Origin of the sequence: Phenylobacterium sp., assembly GCF_046291545.1 — a bacterium.
Lineage (GTDB): Bacteria > Pseudomonadota > Alphaproteobacteria > Caulobacterales > Caulobacteraceae > Phenylobacterium.
On record NZ_JBKBSM010000006.1, the window covers coordinates 79,804 to 104,997 of the forward strand.

General features: G+C 68.8%; 20 protein-coding genes. 9 read left to right on the forward strand and 11 right to left on the reverse strand.

The window, feature by feature from the left end; genetic code table 11:
- Positions 1–86 precede the first annotated feature (86 nt).
- Both ACK4YQ_RS14145 and ACK4YQ_RS14150 read right to left on the reverse strand, forming a co-directional pair.
- Entirely contained in the window at positions 87–3,167 is a 3,081-nt protein-coding gene (locus ACK4YQ_RS14145; protein ID WP_409612063.1) for a TonB-dependent receptor domain-containing protein, read from the reverse strand.
- 219 nt (positions 3,168–3,386) lie between these two features.
- Complete coding sequence (locus tag ACK4YQ_RS14150; protein WP_409612064.1) at positions 3,387–5,054, reverse strand: peptide ABC transporter substrate-binding protein; 1,668 nt, start codon at positions 5,052–5,054, stop codon at positions 3,387–3,389.
- Between the two features lie 20 nt (positions 5,055–5,074).
- On the opposite strand from ACK4YQ_RS14150, the gene ACK4YQ_RS14155 reads away from it, so the two are divergent.
- On the forward strand, positions 5,075–5,608 hold the full coding sequence (locus tag ACK4YQ_RS14155) for a hypothetical protein (RefSeq protein WP_409612065.1): 534 nt from the start codon (positions 5,075–5,077) through the stop codon (positions 5,606–5,608).
- 23 nt (positions 5,609–5,631) lie between these two features.
- On the opposite strand, the gene ACK4YQ_RS14160 is transcribed toward ACK4YQ_RS14155, so the two are convergent.
- Together ACK4YQ_RS14160 and ACK4YQ_RS14165 are read right to left on the reverse strand one after the other, a co-directional pair.
- Complete coding sequence (locus tag ACK4YQ_RS14160; RefSeq protein ID WP_409612066.1) at positions 5,632–6,543, reverse strand: ABC transporter permease; 912 nt, start codon at positions 6,541–6,543, stop codon at positions 5,632–5,634.
- On the reverse strand, positions 6,540–7,460 hold the full coding sequence (locus ACK4YQ_RS14165; RefSeq protein ID WP_409612067.1) for an ABC transporter permease: 921 nt from the start codon (positions 7,458–7,460) through the stop codon (positions 6,540–6,542). The genes ACK4YQ_RS14160 and ACK4YQ_RS14165 overlap by 4 nt, the downstream gene beginning before the upstream one ends.
- A 108-nt stretch (positions 7,461–7,568) precedes the next feature.
- On the opposite strand from ACK4YQ_RS14165, the gene ACK4YQ_RS14170 reads away from it, so the two are divergent.
- Positions 7,569–7,979, forward strand: coding sequence for a TIGR01244 family sulfur transferase (locus ACK4YQ_RS14170; RefSeq protein WP_409612133.1), 411 nt, complete (start codon positions 7,569–7,571; stop codon positions 7,977–7,979).
- A 6-nt stretch (positions 7,980–7,985) separates the two neighbouring features.
- On the opposite strand, the gene ACK4YQ_RS14175 is transcribed toward ACK4YQ_RS14170, so the two are convergent.
- Complete coding sequence (locus ACK4YQ_RS14175) at positions 7,986–8,129, reverse strand: hypothetical protein (RefSeq protein WP_409612068.1); 144 nt, start codon at positions 8,127–8,129, stop codon at positions 7,986–7,988.
- Positions 8,130–8,193: 64 nt separating this feature from the next.
- Here ACK4YQ_RS14175 and ACK4YQ_RS14180 point away from each other — a divergent pair, with 64 nt between their 5' ends.
- On the forward strand, positions 8,194–9,093 hold the full coding sequence (locus tag ACK4YQ_RS14180; RefSeq protein ID WP_409612069.1) for an MBL fold metallo-hydrolase: 900 nt from the start codon (positions 8,194–8,196) through the stop codon (positions 9,091–9,093).
- A gap of 9 nt (positions 9,094–9,102) precedes the next feature.
- Here ACK4YQ_RS14180 and ACK4YQ_RS14185 read toward each other — a convergent pair whose 3' ends face one another.
- Positions 9,103–10,866, reverse strand: coding sequence for a long-chain-fatty-acid--CoA ligase (locus ACK4YQ_RS14185; RefSeq protein WP_409612070.1), 1,764 nt, complete (start codon positions 10,864–10,866; stop codon positions 9,103–9,105).
- 312 nt (positions 10,867–11,178) lie between these two features.
- Between ACK4YQ_RS14185 and ACK4YQ_RS14190 the strand changes: the two genes are divergently transcribed.
- A complete protein-coding gene (locus tag ACK4YQ_RS14190; RefSeq protein ID WP_409612071.1) occupies positions 11,179–12,270 on the forward strand; it encodes a 3-deoxy-7-phosphoheptulonate synthase in 1,092 nt (363 codons plus the stop codon).
- Here the strand turns inward: ACK4YQ_RS14190 and ACK4YQ_RS14195 are convergent.
- From ACK4YQ_RS14195 to pdxH, 3 genes are all read right to left on the reverse strand, one after another.
- Entirely contained in the window at positions 12,267–12,515 is a 249-nt protein-coding gene (locus tag ACK4YQ_RS14195) for a DUF3297 family protein (RefSeq protein WP_409612072.1), read from the reverse strand. The genes ACK4YQ_RS14190 and ACK4YQ_RS14195 overlap by 4 nt on opposite strands.
- Before the next feature lie 83 nt (positions 12,516–12,598).
- Positions 12,599–14,101 (reverse strand): AAA family ATPase, encoded by a 1,503-nt coding sequence (locus ACK4YQ_RS14200; protein ID WP_409612073.1) that lies wholly within the window; start codon positions 14,099–14,101, stop codon positions 12,599–12,601.
- Positions 14,098–14,775: a pyridoxamine 5'-phosphate oxidase gene (gene pdxH / locus ACK4YQ_RS14205; protein ID WP_409612074.1), complete on the reverse strand. Its 678-nt coding sequence runs from the start codon at positions 14,773–14,775 to the stop codon at positions 14,098–14,100. Before pdxH ends, ACK4YQ_RS14200 begins: the two co-directional genes overlap by 4 nt.
- Before the next feature lie 78 nt (positions 14,776–14,853).
- Between pdxH and ACK4YQ_RS14210 the strand changes: the two genes are divergently transcribed.
- The 3 genes from ACK4YQ_RS14210 (at position 14,854) to ACK4YQ_RS14220 (ending at position 17,484) form a co-directional block, all read left to right on the forward strand.
- Complete coding sequence (locus tag ACK4YQ_RS14210; protein ID WP_409612075.1) at positions 14,854–15,585, forward strand: DnaJ domain-containing protein; 732 nt, start codon at positions 14,854–14,856, stop codon at positions 15,583–15,585.
- 56 nt (positions 15,586–15,641) lie between these two features.
- Positions 15,642–16,766: a chorismate synthase gene (gene aroC / locus ACK4YQ_RS14215; RefSeq protein WP_409612076.1), complete on the forward strand. Its 1,125-nt coding sequence runs from the start codon at positions 15,642–15,644 to the stop codon at positions 16,764–16,766.
- Positions 16,767–16,962: 196 nt separating this feature from the next.
- On the forward strand, positions 16,963–17,484 hold the full coding sequence (locus tag ACK4YQ_RS14220; RefSeq protein WP_409612077.1) for a response regulator: 522 nt from the start codon (positions 16,963–16,965) through the stop codon (positions 17,482–17,484).
- Between the two features lie 23 nt (positions 17,485–17,507).
- On the opposite strand, the gene queE is transcribed toward ACK4YQ_RS14220, so the two are convergent.
- Positions 17,508–18,140 (reverse strand): 7-carboxy-7-deazaguanine synthase, encoded by a 633-nt coding sequence (gene queE / locus ACK4YQ_RS14225; RefSeq protein WP_409612078.1) that lies wholly within the window; start codon positions 18,138–18,140, stop codon positions 17,508–17,510.
- Positions 18,137–18,868: a 7-cyano-7-deazaguanine synthase QueC gene (gene queC, locus ACK4YQ_RS14230; RefSeq protein ID WP_409612079.1), complete on the reverse strand. Its 732-nt coding sequence runs from the start codon at positions 18,866–18,868 to the stop codon at positions 18,137–18,139. The genes queE and queC overlap by 4 nt, the downstream gene beginning before the upstream one ends.
- A gap of 344 nt (positions 18,869–19,212) precedes the next feature.
- On the opposite strand from queC, the gene ACK4YQ_RS14235 reads away from it, so the two are divergent.
- Together ACK4YQ_RS14235 and ACK4YQ_RS14240 are read left to right on the forward strand one after the other, a co-directional pair.
- Positions 19,213–22,005, forward strand: a complete 2,793-nt coding sequence (locus ACK4YQ_RS14235) for a TonB-dependent receptor (protein WP_409612080.1) — start codon at positions 19,213–19,215, stop codon at positions 22,003–22,005.
- A 260-nt stretch (positions 22,006–22,265) separates the two neighbouring features.
- Positions 22,266–25,103 (forward strand): TonB-dependent receptor, encoded by a 2,838-nt coding sequence (locus tag ACK4YQ_RS14240; protein WP_409612081.1) that lies wholly within the window; start codon positions 22,266–22,268, stop codon positions 25,101–25,103.
- Positions 25,104–25,194 lie beyond the last annotated feature (91 nt).

Genomic DNA, 25,194 nt, shown 5'->3' on the forward strand with positions numbered 1-25,194 from the left:
CCCCGGCGGCGCTTATTTCTGTCCACACAGCAAAAGGGCGGCGGACCGAAGTCCGCCGCCCCAAGCCTTTAGCCTTCAGGCCGCGACTAGAAGCGCAGCTTCAGGCCGCCGTACACCCGACGGCCAACCACGTCGTAGGTCGACGGATCGGTGCCCGACTGGACGTTCGGCGAGTAGGTTTCCGGCTCCTTGTCGAAGACGTTGTTCACGCCCAGACGCATCTCGACCGCGTCGTTGACGGCCCAGGTGCCGGCGACGTCCCAGTACCAGACGGCGTCCACGCCTTCGAACTCGGTCTCGCCCGGGAACTCGATGTCCAGGCGGTTGTCCATCTCGCCGATGTAGCGGCCGCGGACGTTGACCTTGAAGTCGTCGAACAGCGACCACTCGCCGTTCACCGTGGCCTTCCAGCTCGGGAAGCTCGTGCCGAGGCCGGCGCCGAAGTAGGAGATGGTGCCGGCGAAGTCGAGCTCCGGAACGCCGTTGATCGGGTCCTTTTGCTTGAACTCGATCACGTGCGTCAGCAGGGCGTTCAGGCGGACCGAACCCCAGCGGCTGTCGAGGCCGAACCACTCCATGTCGAAGCCGTAGTCGAACTGGATGTCGACGCCGCTCGACTGCTGCTCACCCTCGTTGGAGGCGATGAACAGGCCCGACGGTTCGTTGGGATTGTAGACCCAGAGGATGTCCGCGCCGAGACGCAGCGGGCCCTGGCAGTTCTCGTTGTTGATGTCGTAGGTCGGGTTGGTGCCGTAGTAGTTGAAGCACGCCGCCACGATCTGGTTCGGGGTGGGGGTCAGGATCGCGTCTTCGATCTTGATATTGTAGTAGTCCACCGAACCTTGCAGGCGCGACAGCCACTGGTTTTCCCAGGGCGAACGCCACACCACGCCGGCCGTGAAGGTCTTGCCGACTTCCGGCTCGAGGCCGAGGTTGCCCTCGAGGTCGACGCCGATCTGCGAGCCCGGGGTCTGCACGTAGTTGCCAATGGCCGAAGCCGACACGCCCTGAGCGACGCAGAGCGCGGCGACCTGGGCGGCGTTGGCGCCCTGGCGGGCTTGGCTGGTGGCCGAGCAGGGATCGAAGTACTGGGGCGCCGAGCCGCCGCCGGCGAACAGTTCGGAGAAGTTGGGCTCACGAACCGAGCGCTGGTAGGACGCGCGGGCGCGGACCAGATCGTTGATCTTCCAGTTCAGCTCGCCCTTGTAGGCCCAGGAGCCGCGCGGACCGACGGACTCGCCGGTCAGCTTGTCGGCGAACTCGGATTCCGAATAGCGGACGCCGAGGTTCAGTTCGAGGGCGTCGATGTACGGCTGGTCCTTGACGATCGGGATCAGCAGTTCGCCGAACACGTCGCGGAACGAGTTGGTGCCGCGATCCGGATTCTGCGTGTTGGCGCCCGAGATCGGGCCCGAGGCGGAGCCCGGATTGAAGTCGTACTCGAAGCTGCGGTACTCGGCGCCCAGCACGAACGACAGGTCGCCGGCCGGCATCTCGTAGATCGGGCCGGTGATGTAGGCCTGGGCGATCTGCTGCTTCATCTCGGTCGACAGCGTCGTCGAGGCCGCGAGGTATTGACGGCACTCGTCGGAGATCGGCTGACGGCCGAAGATGTTGAAGCCGCCGGCGCAGATCGAGTCGCCGCCGTCGGTCGCCTCGATCAGCGTCTGCAGGCGCTGGGTGTCGAGGTTGCCCGACTGGGTTTCGTCGATTTCGGTGCGGCCTTCGGAGACCGAGGCTTCGAAGGTGAGGCCCGTGTCGCCGATCGGACCGCGGACGCCGGCCATGAACTGGACGACGGTGTTCTCGAACAGCGATTCACGCAGGCCGAGGTCGAGCGTGCGCTGGCGGATCAGGAACGCTTCGGTCGCGCCCGAGCCGACCAGTCGCGGGTCGTCGCCGGTCCGCGAGTTCAGCAGGGTGAGCAGGTCGGCCGGAATGAAGGGGTTGGTGACCGGAACCACCAGGGTCTGGCTGATGCCCGAACCCGGGGTGACCAGCGAGCTGATGACGTCGCTCGTGCCGGCGTCGCTGCTGTTGCGGGTGTTGACGGTCGGGAACGGCGTCGGCGCCAGGGCGGTGACGGCGTTGTACTCGGTCCAGCCGGCGTTGGCGAAGAACTCGATGCCGTTGTCCAGCTCGTAGTTCGTCTTGAACATGAACGAATACCGGTCCATCGGCAGGACCAGGATGTTCACGTAGTCGAAGTTGTAGCTGTACAGGTCCGGATAGAGGCTCTGGTTGACCGAGCCGTCGATCGGATAGCGGAAGTTCTGGACGTCCAGCGGGTTGTTGAAGACGCCGCGGTAGAACAGCGAGCCGTCCAGGTTGAACCCGAGGGTGCCCGAGGCCAGGCCGATCTGGTTCGAGGCCACGCCGTAGCCGGCGAAGACCGAATCCAGGGCCGCCTTGGTCGGGGCGTTGGCCGACGACCAGAACAGGTTGCCTTCCGGCAGGAACGAGGTGGTGGAGGTGGCGTTCTGCGAGAACGGACGCTGCGACTTGATCAGCGATTCACGGAACGAGCGGTCGAAGGCGAAGACCGCGTTGCCCTTGCCGTCGGCGAAGTTGCCGCCGATCACGGCCGAGATCTGGTATTCCTTGGAATCCCAGTACTCGGTGGAGTTCGAGTAGTTGGCCCGCAGGTCGACGCCTTCGAAGTTGCTCTTCAGCTTGACGTTGACCGCGCCGGCGATGGCGTCGGCGCCGTAGGCCGCGCCCGCGCCGCCGGTGATCACTTCGACGCTGTCGATCAGGGCTTGCGGGATCGTGTTCAGGTCGACCGTGAGCGTATTGGCCGACACCATCGGACGACGGCCGTCGATCAGCACGACGTTACGGTTGGCGCCGAAGCCGCGCAGGTCGATGTTCGACTGGCCGTTGTTGCCGGGGTTGTTCGACGTGGAGCTGCCCGCCGGGTTCACTTGCGGCAGCGTGTTCAGGTAGACGTCGAGGGTCACGTCGGCGTTGGCCACCACCGCGTCGCCGGAGACGGTCGCGATCGGGCTGTTGGCCACGTAGTCCTGGCGGACGATACGCGAACCGGTGACGACGATTTCCGAAACTTCGCTTTCCTGGGCGTAAGCCGGCGCTCCGACGGCGGCGGCCGCGGCAGCGGCTCCGCAGATCATCGAGGAGGCCAGCAGGCGCTCCCGCATGCTTCTCATTTTCAAGGTCAGGATCCTCCAGCGGTCCGCCGGCCTCGGAAGGCGAACGAAACCCGCTCCCCACAAATGTTGCCCGGGCCGCCTAGGCGACCCGGTTACGGGTGAGTTACGAGCGTTACCGAACGGGGGTCAACGCCGATTAACATCCTGCAACGTTGCAGACGCCGACCTGTCGCATTCTGGTCACAGATTGTTGGGCGCAAGGCCAAACGGGGACAATTATTCCCCGCGCGCAACCGAAGGGCGTGGCGAGGCCGACCCCTCGCCCATGCAAAGGTAACGAATCCGGTGGCGGTCGATGATGTTGTCGACCCAGCCGGTCACATTCGGCCGCACCAGATTCTTGCTGACGTAAAAGAACACCGGCGCGACGGACGCGTCGGCCAGCATGATGCGCTCGGCCTTCGCCAGGTACGCGGCCCGCACCTGGGCGTCCGGCTCGTTGTCCGCCTTCAGCAGCAGGGCGTCGTAGGCGGGATTGTTGTAGTCGCCGTAGTTCTGCGAGCCCGTCGAAGACTGCATCAGGTAAAGAAAGCTCATCGGATCGTTGTAGTCGGCGATCCAGGCCGCGTCGGCGACCTGGAAATCGCGGGACCGGTAGGCCGCATAGGCGATCTGCGTCTCGTTCTGCTCCAGGGCCGCATCCACGCCGATCGCCTTCCAGTCGGCCTGGATGGCCGGCATGAACAGCATCGGGTCGGGCGTGTTGCGGTGCTTGATCGAGATCTTCAGCGGGTTGTCCGGGCCGTAGCCCGCCTGCGCCAGCAGCCGCCGCGCCTCGGCCTGGCGCAGCTCCAGCGGCCATGACGCCCAGGCCGGCGGCGCGGGCGGCGCGTAGTTGGCCACGCCCGGGGGCGTGAAGGTGTAGGCCGGCTGCTGGCCGCCGCGCAGCAGCTTTTCGGTGATGAAGTCGCGATCGATGGCCATGGTCAGCGCCTGGCGCACCCGCAGGTCCTTCAGCGCCGGCACGCTGTTGTTGAAGGCCAGGTAGGCGACGCCGAGATAGGTGTGCGTGCGCACGTATCCCGGGATCTCCTTCCGAAGGAACGCGATCCGGTTGGACTGGATGTCGGCGTTTGCGTCCAGCTCTCCCCGCCGCACGCGGCGCTCGGCGCTGGTGGCGTCGTTGGTCGGATAGAAGTTCACCCGGTCGATGCACACCTTGTCGGCGTCGTAGAACCGCGGGTTCTTGACCACGGTCACCCGGTCCCCCAGCCGCCAGGACTCCACCATGTACGGTCCGTTGCCGACGTAATGCTCGGGCCTGGACCAGGCGTCGCCCCACTTCTCAACCACATGCTTCGGCGCGGGCAGCATGGTGTTGTGCTTGGCGAGCTCGGGCAGGTAGGGCGCCGGATGGACGAGGCGGATCTGCAGCTCCCGCGGCCCCAGCGCCCGCACGCCGAGCGCTTCCTTCGGCGCCTTGCCCTCGTTCACCGCCTGGGCGTTCTCGATCAGATACAGCAACGAGGCGTAGGGCGACGCCGTCTGCGGGTCGAGAATGCGGCGCAGGGAGAAGACGAAGTCGTCGGCGGTGACCGGGACCCCGTCGGACCATTCGGCCTGGCGCAGGTGGAAGGTCCAGACGAGCCCGTCGGCGCTGACGTCCCAGCTCTCGGCCATGCCCGGGATCGGCCGCCCGTCCGGGTCGTCCTGGGTGAGCCCCATCTGCACTTCGCTGAGGATCCGGTCCTCCCAGGTGCCGGTGCTCTTGTGCGGGTCCAGGCTGACGGGCTCCGACCCGTTGCCGTATTCGAAGCACACCTCCCCCTGCGGACAGGGTGCGCGCACCGCCGCCTGAGGGCCGCAGGCGGCCAGGGCGAGGCCGGCCAGGGCGACGACGGACAGATTGCGTGCGACGCGAAGCGCCTTATCAATGCGGGGCATCGGGCTCACGAGGTCGAAAGATGACGGGTTCTTGGATGCGCGCTGGCGCGGCGGCGGCTGTGGCGGCCGGTCTCGGCTTCGGTCCGGCGGCGGCCCAGCCGGCGGCCACGCGGGCGGAGATCTTCCAGCGGCTGATCGACTGCCGCAAGCTGGGCGACGACGCCCAGCGCCTGGCCTGCTACGACGCCCAGGCGGCCGCGGTGGACCAGGCCGAGGCCAAGGGCGACATCGTCGTCGTGGACCGCCAGCAGGCCGACCAGGTGCGGCGTCAGGCCTTCGGCTTCACGCTGCCCTCCCTGTCCCTGTTCGACCGCGGTGAAGCCCCCGAGAAGATCGACAGTGTCACCGGCGTGGTGAAGTCGGCGCGCATGGGCGGCGACGGCAAGTGGGTGGTCGAACTGCAGGACGGCGCCGTCTGGGCCCAGACCGACAGCGAGCGCCTGATGCGTGACCCCGCGCCGGGCATGGAGGCGAAGATCCGCCGCGCCGCCATGGGCAGCTACATGATGAATCTCGGCGGCCAGCGGGCGGTGCGGGCGCGTCGCGTGGAATAGGCGGGGGCCGGACACGCGCGGCCCTACCGGTCCTTGGGGTCGATGGCGTCGCGCAGGCCGTCGCCGATGAAGTTGAAGCTCAGCAGCGTCACCACCATCGTCGCCGACGGGAACACCAGCAGCCACCACGCCAGCTCCATGTCCTGGGCGCCGTTGGCGATCAGCGTGCCCAGCGAGGCCATCGGCGGCTGCACCCCCAGCCCCAGGAAGCTGAGGAAGCTCTCCGCCAGGATCACCGCGGGAATCGTCAGGGTGACGTAGACCACCACCGGGCCCAGCAGGTTGGGCACGATGTGGCGGGCGATGATCGCCCCCTGCCCCAGGCCCGCCGCCCGCGCCGCCTCGATGAACTCCTTGTGCTTCAGCGACAGGGTCTGGCCGCGCACGATCCGCGACATGGTCAGCCATTCCACCGCGCCGATCGCCACGAAGATCAGCACGATGTTGGAGCCGAACGTGACCATCAGCAGGATCACGAAGAAGATGAACGGCAGCGAATAGAGGACGTCGACGATGCGCATCATCAACTCGTCCAGCCGCCCGCCGACATAGCCGGCCACCGCGCCCCAGGCCACGCCGATCACCAGCGACACGGCCGTGGCCACCAGGCCGATCGCCAGCGACACGCGCAAGCCCATCAGCAGGCGCGCCAGGAGGTCGCGCCCCAGGGAATCTGTGCCCAGCAGGTGCGCGCCGGTCAGCGGCGGGACCCACACGTCGTTCTTGTTGATCTCGTCGTAGGCGTAGGGGGTCAGGTGCGGCCCGACGAGCGCGGCCAGCACGAGCACGGCGAGCACGATCATTCCGGCCACGGCCGCGCGGTTGCGCAGGAGCCTGCGGAGGGCGTCGTCCCAAAGGCTCCGCCCCCGGGCCGCCCGCTCCATCGCCTCGGCCCCCCGGCGCGACCCGGGCGCCCACATGCGCGCGCCGCTCACGCCAGCCTCACGCGCGGATCGAGCGCCGCATAGAGCAGGTCGGCGATCAGGTTCAGGACCAGGATCAGGGCGGCGTAGAAGATCACCATGCCCATCACCACCGTGTAGTCCCGCTGCAGGGCGCTGATGACGAAGAACTTCCCGAGCCCCGGCAGGTTGAAGATCTTCTCCACCACCAGCGAGCCGGTGATCAGGCCCGCGCAGGCCGGGCCGAGATAGGAGACCAGCGGCAGGATCGCCGCCCTCAGGGCGTGGCGGCCGACGATGCGGTGCTCGGGCAGGCCTTTGGCGCGGGCGGTTCGAACATAGTTGGACCTTAGGACCTCGATCATGCCGGCGCGCGTCAGCCGCGAGATGATGGCGATCTGCGGCAGGGCCAGGACCACGACCGGCAGCACATAGGAGCGCACGCCCGCCGTCAGCCCCGCCGTCGGCAGCCAGCCGAGCCAGGAGCCGAAGGTCAGCACCAGGAGGGGCGCGGTGACGAAGGTCGGTATGCAGACCCCGAGGACGGCGACCGTCATCACCACGTAGTCGGTGGACCCGTTCTGCCGCAGCGCGGCCAGCACCCCCAGGCTCACGCCCACCACCGATGCGATCAGGATCGCCGTCAGCCCCAGCCTGAGGCTGACCCCATAGTTCTCGCCCAGGATGTCGAGGACGGACTTGTCCTTGTACTTCAGCGAGGGGCCGAAGTCGCCGCGCACCACGTCCTTCAGATAGGCGCCGTACTGCACGACCAGCGGCCGATCCATGCCGTACTTGGCCATGACGTTGCGCTCGATCTCGGGCGACAGCTTTCGATCGCTGTCGAAGGGGCTGCCCGGCGCGGCCCGCATCATGAAGAAGGCCGCCGTGATGACGAGGAACAGCGTGGGCAGGGCCACCAGCAGCCGGCGGCCTATGAAACGCAACATGGATGGCTCGCAGAGGGGCGACAATCGACGCCCGGGCGTTGCGAAACTTTCACCGCGCCCCGATGATGTCAAACCATGCCCGAGCCGGGCGCAGCGCCGTGCCATCCGATGACCGATTTCCGACGCGTGACGGACCAGCTTTCCGTCAGCCCCCAGATCACCGCCGCTGAGGTCGCCGAGGCCGCCAGCATGGGCTTCAGGACCCTCGTCAACAACCGGCCGGATGGCGAGGACCCGAGCCAGCCGTCCAGCGCCGAGATCGAGGCCGCCGCCCGCGCGGCGGGCCTGGCCTATATCCATATTCCGGTGCGGGGCGGCCCTACGCCGGACCAGGTCGAGCAGCAGCGCCAGTTCCTGGCGAGCGCCGAAAAGCCGGCCCTCGCGTTCTGCCGCTCGGGCACGCGCTCCATCGTCACCTGGTCGCTGGGCGAGGCCATGGCCGGCGCCCAGTCGCGCGACCAGCTCATTTCCCTGGGGGCGGCGGCGGGCTACGACCTGTCAGGCGTGCTGCCGGGCTAGGCCGCCTCAGGGCAGGGACACGCGGACGGCGGCCGGGGCCGGCGGCTGGGACACGAGGGCCGCGGCCAGTTGGACCGCCGCGAGACAGATCAGGGCGACGGCCACGCGCTGGAGCCGTTTTGACACAAAAATCGCCGCGTCGAGGGCCATGATCGTCTCCGGTGAAGGGCCGGAGCGGTCCCCCGCAACGACGGCGCCGAGGAAGGCAGGAAGCATGATCCCCTACGTCCGCGAGATGCAGTTCGAATACGGCCGCTGCGACCAGGTCTCGCCGCTCATCCGCCGCGTGATCTGCAACAATCCCGGCCCCTTCACCTTTCTGGGCACCGCCACCTTCATCGTCGGCCGCGGCGAGGTGGCGGTGATCGACCCAGGTCCCGACCAGCCCGAGCACCTGGAGGCGATCCTCGCCGCCGTCGAGGGCGAACGCGTCAGCCATATCCTCGTGACCCACCACCACTCCGACCACTCGCCCCTGGCCGGCCCGCTGAAGGAGAGGACCGGCGCGCCGATCTACGGCTGCGCGGTGGCCAAGGTGGAGACCGCGGCGGAGTCCACCGTCAGGACCGAGGCCGGCCACGACCTCGGCTTCCGGCCGGACATCAGCGTGTGCGAAGGCGCGCGCATCGAAGGCCCGGGCTGGACCATCGAGGCGATCCCGACCCCCGGCCACACCTCCAACCACATCTGCTATGCGCTGGAGGAGGAGAACGCGCTCTTCTCCGGCGACCACATCATGGGCTGGTCGACCACGGTGATCACCCCGCCGGACGGCGACATGGCGGCCTATTTCGCCAGCCTGGAGCGCATCCGCGCCCGGGGCTTTGGGACCCTTTGGCCCACGCACGGCCCGCCGGTGCGCGAGGTGGCGCCCTTCATCGACGCCTATGTCGCCCATCGCCGCCAGCGCGAAGCCCAGGTGGTCAAGGCGGTCGGCGAGGGCCTCGCCCGCATCCGCGACATGGTCCCGGTGCTCTACGCCGAGGTGGACCCGCGGCTGCATCCGGCCGCGGCCCGCTCGGTGCTGGCGCACCTGATCGACCTGACCCAGCGAGGCGTCGTCACCGCCGACGGCCCGCCCGGCCCGGACAGCGCCTACCGCCTGGCCGGCTGACGGGCCGGCCTAGCGCCGGCGCGCGGGAAACGCGCCCGGCGCGGCGTCCGATCCGGCCTGCGGCCCCTTGCCAGGGAAGTCGCCGGGTTCCGGGGCGATGAGGCGCGGCGCGCGCGCGGCGGCCATGGCCCTGGCCGGCGCCGGAGCGGTGGTCGGCAGCACGTAGCCCTCCATGCGCTGGCGGATCAGCTTCTTGTCGATCTTGCCGGTGGCGCCGAGCGGGATGTCCTCGACGAACACCACGTCGTCCGGGGTCCACCACTTGGCGATCTTGCCCTCCAGGAAGGCGAGGAACTCCTCCTTGGTGGCGCTTTCGCCGGCCTTCAGCTTGACCAGCAGGACGGGCCGCTCGTCCCACTTGGGATGGGCCGCGCCGATCACGGCGCAGAGCTCGGCCTTGGGATGGCCCACGGCGATGTTCTCGATCTCGATCGAGCTGATCCACTCGCCGCCGGACTTGATCACGTCCTTGGCGCGGTCGGTGATCTGCATGAAGCCGTGCTCGTCGATGGTGGCCACGTCGCCGGTGTCGAAGTAGCCCTCTTCGTCGAGGATCTGGCCGCCCTCGCCCTTGAAGTATTCGCCGACGACGAACGGCCCCTTGACCTTGAGCTTGCCGAAGGTGACGCCGTCGTGCGGCTGGGGCTCGCCGGCGTCGTTGGTCAGCTTCAGGTCGATGCCGACGGGCGGGCGGCCCTGCTTGAGGGTGAAGCGAAGCTGCTCCTCCTCGTCCATGGCCGCGATCTTGGCGGTCGGATTGGCCAGGGTGCCGAGCGGCGAGGTCTCGGTCATGCCCCAGGCGTGGGTCACGGCCACGCCGTACTCGTCGCGGAACCCGCGGACGATGGCTTCGGGCACCGCCGATCCGCCGATCACCACCCGCTTCAGGGTCGACAGCCGCCCCTTCGTCTCGCGGAGGTGGGTCAGCAGCATCTGCCAGACGGTCGGCACCGCCGCCGAGAAGGTCACGCCCTCGGTCTCCAGCAGTTCATGAACCGAAGCGCCGTCGAGCTTGGGTCCCGGCATGACGAGCTTGGCCCCCACGGCCGGCGCCGAGAACGACAGCCCCCAGGCGTTGGCGTGGAACATCGGCACCACCGGCAGCACCACGTCGCGGGCGTTGATGCCCATGACGTCCACGCCCATCGTCACCAGGGTGTGCAGGAAGTTGGAGCGGTGCGAATAGAGCACGCCCTTGGGATTGCCCGTCGTGCCGGACGTGTAGCAGAGGCCGGCGGCGGTGTTCTCGTCGAAGCCGCCCCAGGCGCAGTCGGGGCTGCTTTCCTCGATCAGGGTCTCGAAGCAGAGCGCGTCCGGCAGGTCGACGCCGGCCATGCCGGCCTTGTCGGTCATGACCACGAACTTCTTGACCGTGGGCATCTTGGCCCGGTTTTCCTTCAGCACGGGAAGGAAGGTCAGGTCCGTGAAGATGATCTGATCTTCGGCGTGGTTGATGATGTAGCAGAGCTGGTCGGCGAACAGCCGCGGGTTCAGCGTGTGGCACACCGCCCCGATGCCCATGATGCCGTACCAGGCTTCGATGTGGCGGCCGGTGTTCCAGGCCAGGGTCGCCACCCGGTCGCCGGGCTTGATCCCCAGGTTCAGCAGGGCGTTGGACAGGCGCTTGGCGCGTTCGTGGATGGCCGCGTAGGTGGTCCGCACGATCGGCCCCTCGACCGAGCGGGTGACGACTTCGCGATCGCCGTGCCAGGCCTTGGCGTGGTCCAGGATCCTGTCGACCGTCAGCGGCCAGTCCTGCATCAAGCCCAGCATTCCACTACTCCTCCCAAGAGCGTCGTTTGTCCGCTTGCCCCTAGCGTAAAGTCCGAGCCCCGCCCAGAGCAATATCGGAGCGGACGGCGCAAAGGCCGCAGGGTGACAGCGCCGGCCGCTTACGCTATCAAGGCGGGGATGACCCACCTCGCCGGCCAGTATTCGTTTTGGTATTTTGGCTATCCGATGCCGCTGGCGGAGGAAGGGGTTCGTTCGACGTGATCAAGACGTCCTAGACAGACACCCGACAGCCGCCAGTCACGCTGGCGGCTTTTTTAGTCTCCGGCGTGGCGCCTCAGATGGAGCGCTCACATGCCGACCCCCACCGACGACCTCAGAATCCGCGAACTGCGCGAGCTATCGACGCCCGCCCAGGTCATCTCCGAACGCCCCCGGACCGAAGCCGCCAGCGCTGCGGTCTCCCGCGCCCGCACCGCGGTGCACAGGATCCTGCGCGGCGAGGACGATCGCCTGGCGGTGGTCATCGGCCCCTGCTCGGTGCACGACGTCAACGCCGCCCTCGACTACGCCCGCCGCCTGAAGGCCGAGCGCGACCGTCTGGCCGGCGACCTCGAGATCATCATGCGCGTCTACTTCGAAAAGCCGCGGACCACGGTCGGCTGGAAGGGCCTGATCAACGATCCCCACCTGGACGGAAGCTTCGCCATCGACGACGGCCTGCGCCTGGCCCGCGGCCTGCTGGCGGACGTCAACGAGATGGGCCTGCCCGCGGGCTGCGAGTTCCTCGACATGATCACCCCGCAGTACATCGCCGACCTCGTCGGCTGGGGCGCGATCGGCGCGCGCACCACCGAAAGCCAGGTGCACCGCGAGCTGGCCTCGGGCCTGTCCTGTCCCGTCGGCTTCAAGAACGGCACCGACGGCAACGTCGCCATCGCCATCGACGCCATCAAGGCCGCTTCCCAGCCGCACCACTTCATGGCGGTCACCAAGGACGGCCGCACGGCCATCGCCGCCACCACCGGCAACGAGGACTGCCACGTGGTGCTGCGCGGCGGCGCCGCGCCGAACCACGACGCCCAGAGCGTCGAGGCGGCCGCCACGGCCCTGGCGCGCGCGGGCTTGCCCCAGCGGATCATGATCGACGCCAGCCACGCCAACAGCCGCAAGGACCCGGCCAACCAGCCCGCGGTGGTCGACGAGATCGCCGCCCAGGTGGCGCGGGGCGACCAGCGGATCTTCGGCGTGATGATCGAAAGCCATCTGGTCGCCGGCCGCCAGGACCTCAAGCCCGGTCGGCCCCTGGTCTACGGCCAGTCGATCACCGACGGCTGCATCGACTGGGCGACCAGCGTGGAGGTCCTCGATCGCCTGGCCGAGGCCGTGCGCGCGCGCCGTGCGGGCGCCGAGATCCGCAAGGAGGTGGCCGAGGCTCTCGGCTAGCCGGCTTCGGGCTCGCGGAAGTAGGGCTCGACCTGTCCCTGAAGCTTGACGGTCATGGACTTGCCCTTGCGGTCCACCGTCTTGCCGACGGCCAGGCGCACCCAGCCCTCGCTGACGCAGTATTCGTCGACGTTGTTCTTCTCCACGCCCTTGAAGCGCACGCCGACGCCGCGCTCCAGCACGGCGGCGTCATAGAACGGACTGTCGGGATCGGTGGACAGGCGGTCGGGCGGGGTGTCGGCCATGGCGGTGATCCTCGAACGGGCGGCGGGGCCGGGTGATAGCCTCAGCCGGCGGCGGCGCCAACCGCCCGGCGCGTCCGGCGCGCTCAGCCCTCCAGGGCGGTCACCCAGGCTTCGGCGGAGTCCTCGACGGAGCCGGACGCGTCCACCCGCCGCCAGGCCGCGCTCGGGGCCTCGCTGGTCCGCAGCCGCTCGATCTGGCCCATGAGGACCTCCACCGTGGCGTCCGAGGCGTCGCCGGCGCGAGCCTCGATCCGGCCGGCGAGCACCTCGGCCGGGGCTTCCAGCAAGACCCCGGAGAACGGGACGCCGGCGTCACGCGCCAGGGTCTCGGCGCGGGCCCGCAGCGCCGGCTCCAGGAAGGTGGCGTCCAGCACCACCGCCCTGCCCGCGGCCAGAAGGCGCGCGGCCTCGTCGAACAGGGCGCCGTAGACGCGCTCGTAGAATTCCGGCGTGTAGAGGCTGCGCTCCAGGCGCTCGGTGGGGCCCGCGCCCGCAAGCCGCTTGCGGATCTCGTCGGTGCGCAGCACCACCGCGCCCGGCGCGGCGCCGAAGCCCGGCGCGATCAGGCGCGCGAAGGTGGTCTTTCCCGAGCCCGACAGTCCGCCGACCGCCACCAGCCGCGGGGGCGCCGGCGACAGATGCCCCAGGGCCGCGTCCAGATAGGCCGAGGCGGCCTGCAGGTCGCGGCTGTGGGCGCTCACATGGGCCCGCACGGCGGCGCGCACCGACAGCATCAGCGGCAGGGCGGCCAGCCCGCCCAGAACGGCGTCGCCGAACGCCCGCAGCGCCTCGTCGAGGTAGGCCGATAGCACCCGCACCGCCGCATCGCGCCGGCGGCGGAAGTCCAGGTCCATCAAGAGGAAGGCCAGGTCGTACTGGACGTCGACCTCCGACAGCACGTCGTTGAACTCGATGCAGTCGAAGAGGATGGGCCGGCCGTCCTCCAGGAGGATGTTCCCCAGGTGGAGGTCGCCGTGGCAATGGCGGGCGAATCCCTGCGCCTGCCGGGCGTCGAGCAGCGCCCGGCGCCGCGCGAACTCGGCGTCGGTGCCCGCGACCAGGGCCTCCACCCGCTCGGAGCCGAGTTGCGGCGCAAGCTCGCGCAGGAGCTTGGCGTTGGAATCGATGGTGAACTTCAGGGCGGTTCCGCCGCCGCCCTTGGGGCGGACGGGCGCCGCGGCATGGAAGCCGGCGACGGCGCGGCCCAGGGCGTCGGCCAAGGGCCCGTCCACCGCCCAGGGCTGGGCGGCCAGCACCGCGTGCTCGTCGAAGCGCCGCATCTCCAGCACGAACTCGACGACCTCGCCGGCGCCGTCCAGTTGCAGCCGCCCGTCGGGCCCGCGGGTGATCCGGCGCACGGTGCGATAGATGTCCGGCGCGGCGGCGCGGTTGAACGCGAGCTCGCGCTCCAGCGCCCAGCGGCGCAGCTCGAGCGTCGAATAGTCCAGATAGCCGAGCTCCACCCGCCGCTTGACCTTGAACGCCCGCTCGCCGGCCAGGAACACCCGCGCGCAGGCCGTCTCGATCGACCGCTCGGCCTGCCCCCCCAGCCAGGCGGCGACCTCGGCCTCCTCCTGGTCCGTCAAGGGAACAGCCGCTTGGTGGTCCAGCCGCCGGCCGCCCGTTCGAACACCAGCCGCTCGTGCAGGCGGAACGGGCGGTCGCGCCAGAACTCGAACGCCGTCGGCTCCAGCCTGAAGCCCGACCAGTGCGGCGGCCGCGCCACCTTGCCCAGCCCGAACCTCAGGCCGACCTCGGCGATCTTCTTCTCCAGGGCCAGGCGGTCGGGCAGTTCGCGCGACTGGGCCGAGGCCCAGGCCCCGATCTGGGCCGGCCGGGCCCGGGTGGCGAAATAAGCGTCGGCCTCGGCCGCGCTGACGGGGGAGACGGTCCCGCGCACCCGCACCTGGCGGCGCAGCGACTTCCAGTGGAACAGAAGGGCGGCCTTGGGATTGGCGGCCAGTTGCCGGCCCTTGGCGCTTTCCAGGTTGGTGAAGAAGACGAAACCCTCGGGCCCGGCCTCCTTCAGGAGCACCATGCGCACGTCCGGCGCCCCGGTCTCGTCGACGGTGGCCAGGGCCATGGCGTTGGGATCGTTCAGCTCCTTCTCCCCCGCGTCGGCCAGCCAGGCGGTGAACAGGGCGAAGGGATCCTCCTCCGACAGCAGCGGCGGGGGCTCGGCCTGGGTCACCTGGCGCACGTATTCGTCCTCGCTGGGCGAGGGCGGGATGATGCTCTTCGAACCGGTCTTGTCGCTCATGGCCGCCCTATAGCGCGGGCGCGCTCCAAGCGGCAGGGCTTAACGTGACATTGAGGGCGGCGCCGATAGGCTGGGCGGATGAGCGAAACCCAATCGCTGATGACGGTGGCCATGGCCTGCGAGGTCCTGAAGGTTCGGCCGGGCGCCTCGGCCGGCGAACTGCGCCAGGCCTTCCGCCAGGCCGCCAAGTCGGCCCATCCCGACCGCCCGGGCGGCAGCGCCGAGCGCTTCCGTCTGGTGGTCGAGGCTCATCACGTGCTGCAGCGGGCCGACACCGCCGCCAAGCCGCCGCCCCATCGCCCGGCGGCGAGCCGGCCGGCCGCGCACGCCGCTCCGCCCCGGCGCCGGGCCCCCGGCCCCGCCGTGCTGCTGGCGATCACCCCGCACCAGGCCGTGGTCGGCGGCGAGATCGACCATGTGCTCCCCACCGGGCGGGCGATCCGCATCGTCACCCCGCCGGGCCTGCGCGCCGGCGACCGCTTCCGCGCCGAGGACACCGACTTCGAGGTCGTGGTGCGCGGCGACGGCGTCACCCTCGTACGCGGCGACGACCTGTGGATCACCGTCGCCGTGGAGGCCAGGATTCTGTCGCGCGGGGGCCGGGTCACGGTCGACACCCCGCACGGGCGGCGGATGGTGATCATCACCGCCAAGGCCGCCGCCCAGGGGCTGGTGCGCCTGCAGGGCCAGGGCCTGCCGGCCCGGGGCCGCCATCGCCAGGGCCACATGTTCCTGCGCCTGGAGCCGGCCGAGACGCGCAGCATGGCCCGCGACATCCTGCGCCGCTTCGCCAGGGGGCGCGCCGCCTGAGCCTTGCGCTTCGCGACGTGTTGGAAGATGCGCCGAGTTGGGTGATAAGCCCGGCCATGTCGCACAACAGCTTCGGCCATCTGTTCCGCGTGACCACCTGGGGGGAAAGCCACGGGCCCGCCCTGGGCTGCGTCGTCGACGGCTGCCCGCCCGGCCTGCGCCTGACCGAGGCGGACATCCAGGTCTGGCTCGACAAGCGCCGTCCCGGCCAGGGCAAGTTCGTAACCCAGCGCCAGGAGCCGGACACGGTGCGGATCCTCTCCGGCGTCTTCGAGGACGATGCGGTCCGCGCCCGGTTCGGCGGGCAGGTGACCACCGGCACGCCCATCTCGCTGATGATCGAGAACGTCGACCAGCGCAGCCGCGACTATTCGGAGATCGCCCGGGCCTTCCGGCCCGGCCATGCCGACTACGCCTATTTCGCCAAGTACGGCGTGCGCGACTACCGCGGCGGCGGCCGAGCCTCGGCCCGGGAGACCGCCGCACGCGTCGCGGCGGGCGCGGTGGCCCGCAAGGTGATCGAGGGCGTCGGCGTCCGCGCCGCGGTGGTGCAGATCGGACCGCACGCCGTCGACCGCGGTCGCTGGGACTGGGAGGAGACCCGCAACAATCCGTTCTGGTGCCCGGACGCCGAGACGGTGGCGGTGTGGGAAGAGCACCTGGAGAAGACCCGCAAGGCCGGCTCCTCCACCGGCGCGATCGTCGAGGTCGAGGCCCTGGGCGTCCCCGCCGGCTGGGGCGCGCCGATCTACGGCAAGCTCGACGCCGAACTGGCCGCCGCCCTGATGTCGATCAACGCCGCCAAGGGCGTCGAGATCGGCGCCGGCTTCGCCTCGGCCGCCTTCTCCGGCGAGGAGAACGCCGACGAGATGCGCATGGGCGCTGAGGGACCGCTGTTCCTGTCCAACCACGCGGGCGGCGTCCTGGGCGGCATCTCCACCGGCGCGCCGGTGACCGCGCGGGTCGCCTTCAAGCCCACCTCCTCGATCCTCACCCCGCGCAGCAGCGTCGATGAGACCGGCGCCGAATTGGAGCTGCGCACCAAGGGCCGCCACGACCCCTGCGTGGGCATCCGCGCCGTTCCTGTCGTGGAGGCCATGACCGCCTGCGTGCTGGCCGACGCCTTCCTGCGCCATCGCGCCCAGACCGGCCGCGGCCCCTTCGTTCCGGGCGAAATCTGAGGACGCTTATCGCATGAGTTGCGCCCGGCTCGCGGCGCAACCTCGGCGATAATCGCCTTCAATCCTTGTCCTTTTGCGATTGACCGCCGCGGCGGCGCCCCCGTAATTGGGCGCGCTTGGCTGCGCAGAGGGTGAGTCCGAACTCGCCCTAAGCGCGAGCCCGCCGGGACCCAAGTGAAAGCGCCTTCGCCAAGCCGTGAACTATCACCTGCTCAAGATTCTCATCGTCGATGACAATCACCACATGCGGGTGCTGCTGGCCGAGATTCTGCGCGCGATCGGGGTGAACGCGATCTTCGAGGCCGCAGACGGCGCCGAGGGCCTGCAGATGATGCGCTCGCACGCCGTCGACATCGTCATGACCGACCTGACGATGCAGCCGCTGGACGGCATCGACTTCGTACGCCTGCTGCGCAATTCGCCGGACAGCCCCAACCAGATGATCCCGGTCATCATGGTCACCGGCCACTCGACCATGAAGCGGGTCGCCGAGGCGCGGGACGCCGGGGTCAACGAGATCCTGACCAAGCCGCTCACCGCGCGCGGGGTGATCGACCGGATCACCCGGGTGATCAACCACCCCCGGCCGTTCATCCGCACGAACGACTACTTCGGCCCCGATCGCCGCCGTCGCAACGATCCCGACTACGACGGGCCGCGCCGCCGCTCGACCGACCTGCCCGAGCCCAAGGCGCCGCGCTCGCAGGTGGAGATCTGAACGCCGCCGAGGGGGGCGACGGCTCAGGGAATGCCCAGGTACTTGTGGGTCTGCACGCTCAGCCGCCAGCGCGGATGGGCCAGGCAGTAGGCGATGGCGGCCTCGGTGGCCGCCGCGCGATCCGGTCCGTCCATCGGCTGCAGGTAGAAGCGCTCGAAGTCCCAGCCCACGAAGGCCGCCGGGTCGATCCCCGCCTGCGGAAACACGAGCTTCAGCTCCTGGCCCCGGCGCTGGACCACCTCGGCCTGGCCCTTGGGACTGACGCAGATCCAGTCCAGACCCGCCGGCGCCGGCAGGGTGCCGTTGGTCTCCACGGCGATCTTGAAGCCGCGGGCGTGCAGCGCGGAAATCAGGGCCTCATCCAGTTGCAGCAGCGGCTCGCCGCCGGTGCAGACCACCAGGCGATCCCCTTCCCCGCCGCCCCAGGCGGCCTCGATCGCCGACGCCAGGGCCTCTGCGTCGGCGAAGCGGCCGCCTCCGGGGCCGTCCATCCCGACGAAATCGGTGTCGCAGAAGGTGCAGGCCGCACCGGCGCGGTCAGCCTCGCGGCCGGACCACAGATTGCAGCCCGCGAAGCGGCAGAACACCGCCGCACGGCCCGCCTGCCCGCCCTCTCCCTGCAGGGTCAGGAAGATCTCCTTGACCGCGTAGCTCATGGAGCGAGCTCCGGCCGGCCCTCGGCGGTCCAGGCGTCCCACCCGCGGGCGCGAAGCTCACAGGCCGGGCAGGTCCCGCACCCATGGCCCCAGGGATGGATGTCCCCGCGCTCGCCCAGGTAGCAGGTGTGGGTGTCGGCCAGCACGATGTCCACGAGCGCCTCGCCGCCCAGGCCCTTGGCCAGGGCCCAGGTCTGCGACTTGGTCAGGCGCATGAGCGGGGTCTCGACGCGGAAGTCCTGCTCCATGCCGAGGTTCAGCGCCTGCTCCATGGCGTTCAGGGTGTCGCGCCGGCAGTCCGGATAGCCGGAGAAGTCGGTCTCGCACATGCCCCCGACCAGGGCGGCCAGGCCCCGGCGGTCGGCCAGGGCCGCGGCGTACACCAGGAACACCAGGTTGCGGCCCGGCACGAAGGTGGACGGCAGGCCCCGCTCGGTCATCTCGATCGCCCGCTCGGCCGTCAGCGCGGACTCCGCCACCGCGCCGAACCCCTTGAGGTCGAGCATGTGGTCGGGCCCCAGGCGGGCGGCCCAGGCCGGGAATTCGCGGGCGATGCGGGCGCGCACGGCCTTGCGCGCTTCCAACTCCACGGCGTGGCGCTGGCCATAGTCGAAGCCCACGGTCTCCACCCGCCCGTAGCGTTCGAGCGCCCAGGCGAGACAGACGGTGGAATCCTGCCCGCCCGAGAACAGGACGAGCGCGCCGGCGGCGTCAGCATGCGGTGTCATCGGCCCCATATGCGCGCTCGCGCCGCAAACCGGAAGGCCGGCCGCCTACGCCACGCGGCCGCCACGACGTCCGGCGAAGGCCGCGCCGCAGCTCACGTTACGAGAACGACATTTCCGCCACATCGCCGGCGGGGAATTTACATGAACAACGTTCACATAACGACGTCCAGTTGACATCGCTACCGTAGAGGTTCGAGCCTCATGTCAACTGGGGGAAGGGCCGCGCGCTCCTGGTCGTATTCATTGTGCGGCGTTGCTGACGGACCGGGCCGCTTACAGAGCCAAGGCCGTCAGGGGAGGAACCTAGAATGACGCGAACTCCGTATCTACGGAGCCTATTGGCTGTGGGCGTTTCCGCTGCGGCTCTCACGGGCTTCGCCGCGCCAGCCTTTGCTCAAGGCGCCACGGTCATCGAGGAACTGGTCGTCACCGCCCAGAAGAAGGAAGAAGCGATCCAGGACGTGCCGATCGCGGTGTCGGCCTTCAGCGAAGATGCGCTGAACAAGTCCAAGATCGACGGCGGCCCCAACCTCGTCCTGGCCATCCCGAACGTGAACTTCTCCAAGGGGAACTTCACCGGGTACAACTTCCAGATCCGCGGCATCGGCTCCAAGCTGGTGGCCGGCTCGGGCGACGCCGGCACCGGCATCCACCTGAACAACGCCCCGCTCACCTCCAACAACCTGTTCGAGACCGAGTTCTACGACGTCGAGCGGGTGGAAGTGCTTCGCGGCCCGCAGGGCACGCTCTACGGCCGCAACGCCACCGGCGGCGTGGTCAACCTGATCACCAACAAGCCGGTGAACGCCTTCGAGGCGAACATCCGCGCCGAGGTGGGCAACTACGACACCCGCAAGCTGCGCGGCATGGTCAACGTGCCGATCAACGACGCCATCGCCTTCCGCCTGGCCGGCTCGATGCTCCAGCGCGGCGGCTTCGGCACCAACCTCTTCACCGGCAACGACGCGGACGACCGCGACCTGTGGGGCCTGCGCGCCACCCTGGGCGTGCGGCCCAACGACCGGCTGAACATCACCCTGATGTGGGACAAGTTCAACGAAGAGGACAACCGCTCGCGTATCGGCAAGCAGTACTGCTCCAAGGACACCGGTCCGGCCAACGTGGGCGGCGTGCCGTTCTCGGCCGTCGGCCCCGTCGCCACGATTCAGCAGGGCTTCTTCACCCAGGGCTGCCGCGCGACCTCGCTCTACGCCTCCGATGTCCTGGGCACTGTGGACTCGCGGGCGACCCTTGGCGGGCTGTTCGGCGCCCTGGGCGGCTTCCAGACGGGCGACGCCTACGCCGGAAAGATGCAGGACCCCGACGTCCGCAACATCGAGTCGACCTTCGATCCGATCTACGAGTCGAAGACCGACATCTACATGTTGAACGTCGACCTCGACTTCACCGACAGCCTGAAGTTCACGTCTCTGACCTCGTGGACCGACTACGAGCTCTACACCCGCCAGGACTACAACCGCTACACGCCGTCGGTGCCGTTCAACACCGCGCCGAACCCGGTGAACGCCCTGGCCGCGGTGGGCCCCGCCTATGCGGCCGCCATCTACCCGCTGCTGTTCCCGGGCGGCGTGGTCAGCGACCCGCAGAACGGAAACTTCAACCGCTTCACCACCAGCGACATCTCTTCGGGCACCTCCGAGCAGTTCACCCAGGAGTTCCGCCTGCAGTCGGCCTTCGACGGTCCGTGGAACTTCAACGTCGGCGCCATCTGGCTCGATTACAAGGCCGACGGCGACTACTACGTGATGTTCAACACCGGCACCGCCTGGTACCAGGTGAACAACTTCCTGCAGACCGGCAACGCCAACTGCGACGGCACGGCCCCTTGCGTCTATATCGACCCCAACCAGGAGCCTGACCGCAGCGGCCGCGCCTACTACGACTCCCACGCCCCCTATCACCTGAAGTCCAGGGCGGTGTTCGGCGAGCTGTACTGGGACATGACCGACAGCTTCAAGTGGACGCTGGGTCTGCGCTACACGGACGACGACAAGAAGATCGACACCTATCCCGTGGGTCTGACCGTCCCCGGCCGTGGACTCCTGCCGGTGGTCAAGCAGGCGGTGCGCTTCAAGGAGATGACCGGCCGCTTCGGCTTCGACTGGAAGCCGGACCTGGGCTTCACCGACGACACCCTGCTCTACGCCTTCGCTTCTCGGGGCTACAAGGCGGGCGGCGTCAACACCCCCTGCACGGCGGGCGAGGGCATCATCTGCGGCCCGCCCACCTTCGATCCGGAGTTCGTCAACGCCTACGAGATCGGGATGAAGAACACGCTCCTGGGCGGAGCGATGATCCTCAACCTGACCGGCTTCATGTACGACTACGAGGGCTATCAGGTCTCGAAGATCGTCAACCGGGCCTCGACGAACGAGAACATCGACGCCGAGATCAAGGGCTTCGAAATCGAGTCGATCTGGTCCCCGCTCGAGCCTCTGCGCCTGAACGCCGCCATCGGTTTCCTGGACACCGAGATCTCCTCGGGCCAGTCGATCGACACCTTCAACCGGACCCAGAGCAATCCCAACCTGGTGCTGGCGAAGTCGAGCGCGGCCTCCAACTGCGTGACCACCCTCACCGGCGCCCAGACCGCGCTGACGGTCTCCAACGCCACCAACAACCCGTTCGCCCTGCTCGGCATCTGCACCGCCGTCTCCCAGGCGGGCGCAGGCACGAACATCCTGGGCACGGGCGCCATCGCCACCGGGACCAACGCCTTCGGCGCCCTGGTGTCCGACGGCGTGCCGGTGAACCTGGCCGGCCGCGAACTGCCGAACGCGCCGAAGTGGACGGTGTCCCTCGGGGCCCAGTACACTTTCGAGTTCGGCAACGGCTGGGACGCCGTCCTGCGGGGCGACTACTACACCCAGTCCGAAACCTTCGCCCGCATCTACAACAGCGAAGCGGACCGGATCGACAGCTGGAAGAACGTCAACCTGACCCTCACGGTGAGCAACCGCGAGCTGGGCTGGTCGGTCGACGCCTATGTCAAGAACGCCACCGACGAGGAGGCGATCACCGACTTCTACCTGACCGACGACTCCTCGGGCATGTTCCGCAACGCCTTCTTCACCGAACCGCGCACCTACGGGATCGCGATCACCAAGTCCTGGTAAGCCGGGAACCCAACTTTCGAGACCAAGGGCGGCGGGCCATCCGCCGCCCTTTTTTTGCGCGCTGGCGGGGGGTCAGGCGCGCGTCAACAATCGGTTGAGCAAACCGGAATTTCGAATCAGCGGTTGACATTCTCTACCCTCGGTCGTGAGCATGGCCGATGCAGAGGTGAGACGCCGCGATCGCCCTGCCGCAGACAACAGCGGCGACGTGCGGACCGGGCCGCAAGAACAGAGCCCGCGCCGCCGAGGGAGGATTTCAGATGTTCCATACTCCGCGTCTGCGGAGCACGCTGCTCGCGTGCGCGTCCGCCACCGCCATTTCCGGCCTGTCGGCTCCGGCCTTCGCCCAGTCCGGCTCCAACGTCATCGAGGAACTCGTCGTCACGGCCCAGCGGCGCGAGGAAGCGCTTCAGGACGTGCCGGTCGCGGTCTCGGCCTTCTCGGCGGAATCGCTGAAGGCCCAGCGGCTCGACGCAGGCGGCAACCTCGTGCTCTCGGTGCCGAACGTCAATTTCTCCCGCGGCAACTTCGGCGGCTACAACTTCCAGATCCGCGGCATCGGCTCCAAGGTCGTCGGCGCCGGCGGCACCGCGGGCGTCAGCTTCCACGTCAACAACAGCCCGATCAGCGCCAACCGCCTGGCCGACGCCGAATTCTACGACGTGGAGCGGGTCGAGGTGCTGCGCGGGCCGCAGGGCACGCTCTACGGCCGCAACGCCTCGGGCGGGGTGATCAACGTCATTACCGCCAAGCCCACCGACATCCTCGAGGCCTCGATCACCGGCGAGTACGGGACCTACAGCACCGTCCGCGCCAAGGGCTTCCTCAACGTGCCGCTGGGCGAGACGCTGGCGGTCCGCGTGGCCGGCTTCTACCTGCAGCGCGACGGCTTCGGCGACAACATCTACACCGGCAACGACATCGACAACCGCGACCTCAGTTCGGTGCGGACCACCGTCTCCTGGCGCCCCATCGAGTCCCTTCGGGCCGACCTGATGTGGGAGCACTTCAACGAGAAGGACAACCGCTCGCGGGTCGGCAAGCAGCTCTGCATCACCGATCCCGGCCGCGCCACCCTGAACGGCCTGCCGGTGGCGGCGGTCAACCAGGGCTATCTCAGCCAGGGCTGTCTGGGCGGCTCGCTCTACCAGGACGCCGCCTATGGCGCGGTGAACAGCGCCGCCACCCTGGGGGGCATCTTCGCCGGCCTTGTCGGCCTGACCGGCAGCCTGACCGACCCCGGCAACATCAACCTCGGCAAGGTGCAGAACAGGAACCTGCACGACATCGAGTCCTCGGTGGACCCGGTCTACCAGGGGCAGCAGGACTTCATCCAGCTCGCCGTCGCCGCCGACCTCGGCGAGAACTTCACCGTCACCTCCCTGACCACGCGCAACGTCAGCGAGGGCTATTCGATCGAGGACTACAACCGGATCATCCCCACGCGCGCCTTCAACGCCACGCCCAATCCGGTCAACGCCTTCGCCGCGCTCGGCCCGACGTATGCGGCGATCTACGGCGCCTTGTTCCCGGGTGGAGTGGTGCAGGACCCGCAGGTGGGCGGCTCCAACCTCTTCCGCACCTACGACCGCGGCGCGGCGGACAGCGAGGAGCACACCGAGGAGCTGCGCCTGCAGTCCAATTTCGCCGGGCCGTTCAACTTCAGCGTCGGCGGCATCTACATCTCGAACCGCAACAACGGCGCCGACTACTTCGTCCTGAGCAACGGCCTGACGGCGTTCGCCCAGGTCAACGCGGCCCTGGGAGGCGGGGTGTTGGGCGGCCCGGTCTACATCGATCCCAATCCTGACCCGGACGGGACCGGCCACAACTACTACATCTCCCACTCCGAGAGCCGGCTGCGCTCACGCGCGGTGTTCGGCGAGGTCTACTGGCAGGCCAGCGACGCCCTGAAGCTGACGGCCGGCCTGCGCGTGACCGAGGACAAGCTTCGGGCCAACTACTACCCGATCCTGCTGATGAGCACCGTGAACGGCGGGCGCGGCTTCCCCAACCCGACCATCCAGACCAAGACCACCCAGGCGACCACGGGACGCCTGGCGATCGACTGGTCGCCGGAGCTGTCGTTCACCGACCAGACGCTGGTCTATGCGTCCTACTCGCGCGGCTACAAGGGCGGCGGCTTCAACACCCCCTGCGACGCCACGGCCGTCACCTGCGCCGGCTCCTCGTCGTTCGATCCGGAGTACGTCGACGCCTTCGAGATCGGCACGAAGAACACACTGGCCGGCGGTTCGATGATCCTGAACGCCACCGGCTTCTACTACGACTACCAGGGCTATCAGATCTCCAAGATCCTCAACAAGGCTTCGACCAACGAGAACGTCGACGCCAAGATCTGGGGCCTGGAGCTGGAATCCCTCTGGGAGCCCATCGACAACCTCCGGCTCAACGCCAACGTCGGCTACCTCCAAACCGAGATCCAGTCGGGTTCCTCGATCGACACCCTCTACCGCACCCAGGGCGACCCCAACCTGGTGGTGGTCAAGGACACCGGCGGCGGCAACTGCGTGGTCAACGCCGCCGGCTTCACCGCGGCCATGCTCGCCACCCCCTTCGCCCTGCGCAGCGTGTGCAACGGCGGACTGGGAGTGTCCGGCGCCGGGCTCTACGACTATTCGGCCTATCCGGGCATGAACACCGCCCCGGTCCAGGCCGCGGCCGGCGGCGGCCTGCCCGCCCGCACGGTGCTCGTCGGCCAGGGCATACCGGTGAGCCTGGAAGGCAAGCGCCTGCCGAACTCTCCGGAATGGACCCTGTCGCTCGGCGCCCAGTACGTCTGGAACCTGCCCAACTGGAGCATCACCCTGCGCGGCGACTACTACCGCCAGGGCGAGACCTACGCCCGCATCTACAACACCGTCGCCGACCACCTGGAGTCCTGGGAGAACGTCAACGCCACCCTCACCCTGGACAACGAGAGCCTCGGCCTGAACGTGCAGGTCTATGTGAAGAACCTGTTCGACGACACGCCGATCACCGACATCTATGTGACCGACGACTCCTCGGGCCTGTTCACCAACGTCTTCAGCCTGGATCCGCGCGAGATCGGCATCTCCCTGACCAAGCGCTTCTAGGACACAGCCTGGGCTCCAGCTCGGGCGCGCGGGCGGCGAGGCGACTCGCCGCCCGCGCTTTTTTGTGTCCGGTATGCTGGCTGACAGACCC